The organism is Escherichia sp. KCJ4928, assembly GCF_004352695.1.
GTDB lineage: Bacteria > Pseudomonadota > Gammaproteobacteria > Enterobacterales > Enterobacteriaceae > ECMA0423.
This window is the reverse complement of record NZ_SJWV01000259.1, coordinates 1-4,000: the sequence shown is the minus strand read 5'-3', so window position 1 is coordinate 4,000 and position 4,000 is coordinate 1. Positions and strand designations below refer to the sequence as shown.

The 4,000-nt window shown below is 57.1% G+C and carries 5 protein-coding genes; all 5 read left to right on the top strand.

The window, feature by feature from the left end; genetic code table 11:
* Positions 1 to 25: 25 nt before the first annotated feature.
* Positions 26 to 370 carry a DUF3168 domain-containing protein gene (locus E0D98_RS21890; protein ID WP_000133388.1) on the top strand — a complete coding sequence of 115 codons (345 nt, stop codon included), beginning with the start codon at positions 26 to 28 and terminating at the stop codon, positions 368 to 370.
* Positions 371 to 435: 65 nt separating this feature from the next.
* Positions 436 to 1,152 carry a major tail subunit gene (locus E0D98_RS21885; protein WP_001275432.1) on the top strand — a complete coding sequence of 239 codons (717 nt, stop codon included), beginning with the start codon at positions 436 to 438 and terminating at the stop codon, positions 1,150 to 1,152.
* A 14-nt stretch (positions 1,153 to 1,166) separates the two neighbouring features.
* The gene (locus tag E0D98_RS21880) at positions 1,167 to 1,541 is read left to right on the top strand and encodes a phage tail assembly chaperone (protein WP_000710934.1); all 375 of its coding nucleotides are present in this window, start codon (positions 1,167 to 1,169) and stop codon (positions 1,539 to 1,541) included.
* Positions 1,542 to 1,636: 95 nt separating this feature from the next.
* Complete coding sequence (locus E0D98_RS21875; RefSeq protein ID WP_131891005.1) at positions 1,637 to 1,846, top strand: DUF4035 domain-containing protein; 210 nt, start codon at positions 1,637 to 1,639, stop codon at positions 1,844 to 1,846.
* A gap of 47 nt (positions 1,847 to 1,893) precedes the next feature.
* The coding region (locus tag E0D98_RS21870; RefSeq protein ID WP_131891002.1) for a phage tail tape measure protein at positions 1,894 to 4,000 on the top strand (2,107 nt) is incomplete at its 3' end.

Below are 4,000 nucleotides of genomic sequence, written 5' to 3'. Positions count from 1 at the left end.
GGGCCATTGATGAGGTACTGAGACGATGACGGAGGCGGATTTGTATCCTCATCTGGCGCATCTTGCCGGCGGGCAGGTGTACCCGTATGTGGTCCCCCTGCTGGATGGCAGGCCGTCGGTGGCGCTTCCGTGGGTGGTTTTCAGCCTGATTTCATCGGTGTCAGCGGACGTGATGGGCGGGCAGGCGGAGTCCTCAGTGTCGGTGCAGATAGACGTTTATGCCGGGACTGTGACGCAGGCGCGTCAGATACGTCAGGACGCCCGTGAAGCCATAATGCTGCTGGCCCCGGGATCCGTCAGTGAAATGCAGGACTATATTCCGGAAAACCGCTGTTACCGTGCAACCCTGGAGTTTCAGGTCACGGTGTGACTTTTTCTTTTTTCTACAAAACCCATACCCCGCCGCGTGCGGGTTTTTTATTATCAGGAGGCAGAATGTCTGCTTTGTATGAACGCTCACAGCTGACTCAGGTGATGATTTCATCTGCCCCGGCGACTGCTGAAACTATGGATAAGGCGGAATATCTGCGCCTGGACTGCACCATCAAGGAAGTCCAGTTCACCGCCGGTCAGAAACAGGATATTGATGTGACCACGCTCTGCTCCACAGAGCAGGAGAACATCAATGGTCTGGGGGCGTCGTCTGAGATTTCCATGTCGGGTAATTTTTATCTGAATCAGGCCCAGAACGCCCTGCGTGATGCCTATGACAATGACGCGTTGTATGCGTTTAAGGTGCTGTTTCCGTCCGGTAAGGGCTTTAAATTCCTGGCGGAAGTGCGCCAGCACACCTGGTCATCCGGTACCAACGGCGTGGTGGCTGCAACGTTCTCACTGCGTCTGAAAGGCAAACCGGTGTCCTTTGTGGTACCGCTGGCGTTTGTGAAAAATCTGGATAAGACACTTACCGTGAATACCGGTGCGCTGCTGACAATGTCAGTCAGTGCCAACGGGGGAATGCCGCCGTATAAATACGCCTGGAAGAAGGATGGTCAGCCGGTTGACGGGCAGACGACAGACACCTTCAGTAAGCCCGGTGCGCAGTCCGCTGATGCGGGGAAATATACCTGCGTGGTGACCGATTCGGCAGAGAAAGCACAGAGTGTGACGTCTGTTGAATGCACCGTGACAGTGAGCGCAGCCGCCGGATAAGGGGATGGGGCATCATGAAAAAGGATCTGAAAACGCTGGCGCTGGCCAGACTGTCAGGGTTTCGTCATAAAACGGTGAAGGTGCCGGAATGGGGTAATGTCAGCGTGGTGCTGCGGGAGCCTTCGGCAGAGGCCTGGTATCTGTGGCAGGACGTGCTCAATGGTGATGGAGAGGATGACGATACCCTGTCGGTGGTGGCGAAAACCCGCCGTAACCTGGAAGCGGATGTGACGCTGTTCTGCGATGTCCTGTGTGATACGGACCTGCAGCGGGTGTTCACTCCGGACGACCGTGAGCAGGTGCTGGCCGTCTATGGTCCGGTACATGCCCGGTTGCTGCGTCAGGCACTGGAACTGATCGCTGATGCAGAGTCGGCCAGAAAAAAGTAGCCCGCCCGGAAATTCGCTTTCTGATGCGACTTGCGCTCCGTCTGGGGCGCACCTTATCCGAACTGCGCCACAGCCTGAGTGCGAGCGAGGCGATGATGTGGATGGAGTTCGACAGGATATCCCCGCTGGGTGATGAGCGCGGGGATATCCGTAATGCACAGATCGTGAAAGCGTTTTTCGGGGCACAGGGTATGAATGTTGCACTGAAGGACGCCATGCTCTGCTGGGGCGAGGATGAGGATAAGCCGGAGGTGGATCCGTTTGCGGCGCTGGAAGACGCGCTGAGCTTTGCAGCACAGTCATGAATGATGAGAACCGCTGAGGCGGTTTTTTTACGCCCGGAGAAAGGTGAATGGCGACGTTACGTGAACTGATTATCAAAATTTCGGCAAATTCACAGTCATTCCAGTCGGAGATCCAGCGGGCGTCCCGTATGGGCAGTGAATATTACCGTACCCTGCAGAATGGCGGACGTCAGGCTGCTGCGGCAGCTAGGGAGCAGCGCCGGGCTCTGGCTGAGCTGAACAGCCAGTTGACGGAAATCCGCGTTTCGGCTGTCGGAATGACCGGTGCGTTTGCCGGTGCCTTTGCCACCGGACACCTGATTTCGCTGGCGGATGAATGGAGCTCCGTGAATGCCCGTCTGAAACAGGCGTCGCAGTCATCGGATGAATTTGCGTCATCACAGAAAGTACTGATGAATATCAGCCAGCGGACAGGCACCGCATTTTCGGATAATGCGGCTCTGTTTGCCCGTTCGGCTGCCTCGATGCGTGAATATGGTTACAGTGCTGATGATGTGCTGAAGGTGACGGAGGCCATTTCGACAGGGCTGAAAATTTCCGGTACCAGTACGGCAGAGGCGGGTTCGGTGATCACCCAGTTCAGCCAGGCGCTGGCACAGGGTGTGTTACGCGGTGAGGAATTTAATTCGGTCAATGAAAGTGGGGACCGGATCATTCGCGCACTGGCTGCAGGCATGGGCGTGGCCCGTAAAGATCTGAAGGCGATGGCGGACGATGGTCAACTGACGGCGGATAAAGTCGTTCCCGCGTTAATCAGCCAGCTGGGGATATTGCGTGATGAATATGCAGCCATGCCGGAAACGGTGTCTGACGGGATCACGAAGGTGGAAAACGCCTTTATGGCCTGGGTGGGCGGCGCGAATGAGGCCAGCGGAGCGACGAAAACGCTCTCCGGCGCACTGAACGGTGTGGCCGGAAATATTGATACCGCGGCAACAGCTGCGGGTGTGCTGGTTGCTGTCGGGGTCGCCCGGTACTTTGGCAATATGGCATCCGGTGTGGGAAAGGCCACGACAGAACTGCTTGCTGCGAAGTCTGGCACTGTTGCCCTGGCAGCGGCGCAGGCAGATGCTGCGGTTCAGGTGCAACGTAAGGCGGCGGCTGACGCTCTGGCGGCAGAACGTGCCTGGCAACTGGCACAGGCAGAACTCGCCGTGGCCAGAAATACCAGTGCGGAGGCGCTGGTCACACAGAATGCCGTCGCAAAACGTCGGGCCATGATTGTGGCCAATGCTGCACTGGTGCAGTCGAATCATGCAGTGGCGGCCTCGGGGAAGGCGCTGGAGAATGCCACGTCGGTTACGGGAATGCTGAAAAGTGGCGCTGCATCCCTGCTTTCTCTGGTCGGCGGGATACCCGGTTTACTGATGCTTGGGGCCGGTGCCTGGTACACGGTGTACCAGCGTCAGGAACAGGCCAGGGAGTCCGCGCGCCAGTATGCATCGACGATTGATGAAATCCGGGCAAAGCTGCCAGGAATGACCCTTCCGGAACTGGCTGATAATGAGGGTAAAACCCGCGAAGCACTGGAAGAGCAGAATCGTCTGATTGCTGAGCAGGAAAGTAAAGTCCGGGGACTGAAAACACAGATTACTGACTATCAGCGCTGGCTGCAGGAAAATCCACAGGGTGGTTCAGGTGCGGAGATTATAACCCACGGCCTTGCTGAGGCAACCGGCAGGCTGGCGGTTGAACAGTCACGACTGACACAGATGCAGGAAAGGGCGAGGTCTGTACAGGAAACGCTGGCGTCACTGGAGTACAACCGTGTAGCGAGGATACGTGAGGAGGCGGCAGAGCAGAACAGGGCATACCAGGCATTACTGCAGATGAATGTTCAGCATACGGAATTCAACCGCCTGCTGGGGCTGGGTAATGAACTGCTGCAACAGCGTCAGGGACTGGCGAGTGTACCGCTGCGACTGCCGCAGGCCACTCTGGATGATAAACAGCAGAGCGCCCTGAATAACTCAGAGCGTCAACTGGCCCTGTCCCGGCTGAAAGGGGAAGAAAAAGAGCGTGCCCGGCTGGGGTATGCAGCGGATGACCTTGGTCTGGTGGGGGATATGTATCAGGAGGCGAGGCAGCGTTACATCCGTAATTCGATGGAAGCCTGGCGCAATAATGAGGCGAATAAACCCAAATCCCGGGGCG

Excerpts from the sequence above, each read along its gene's own strand:
- E0D98_RS21890 (WP_000133388.1), top strand. The coding sequence starts at position 26 with ATGACGGAGGCGGATTTGTATCCTCATCTGGCGCATCTTGCCGGCGGG.
- E0D98_RS21885 (WP_001275432.1), top strand. The coding sequence starts at position 436 with ATGTCTGCTTTGTATGAACGCTCACAGCTGACTCAGGTGATGATTTCA.
- E0D98_RS21880 (WP_000710934.1), top strand. The coding sequence starts at position 1,167 with ATGAAAAAGGATCTGAAAACGCTGGCGCTGGCCAGACTGTCAGGGTTT.
- E0D98_RS21875 (WP_131891005.1), top strand. The coding sequence starts at position 1,637 with ATGTGGATGGAGTTCGACAGGATATCCCCGCTGGGTGATGAGCGCGGG.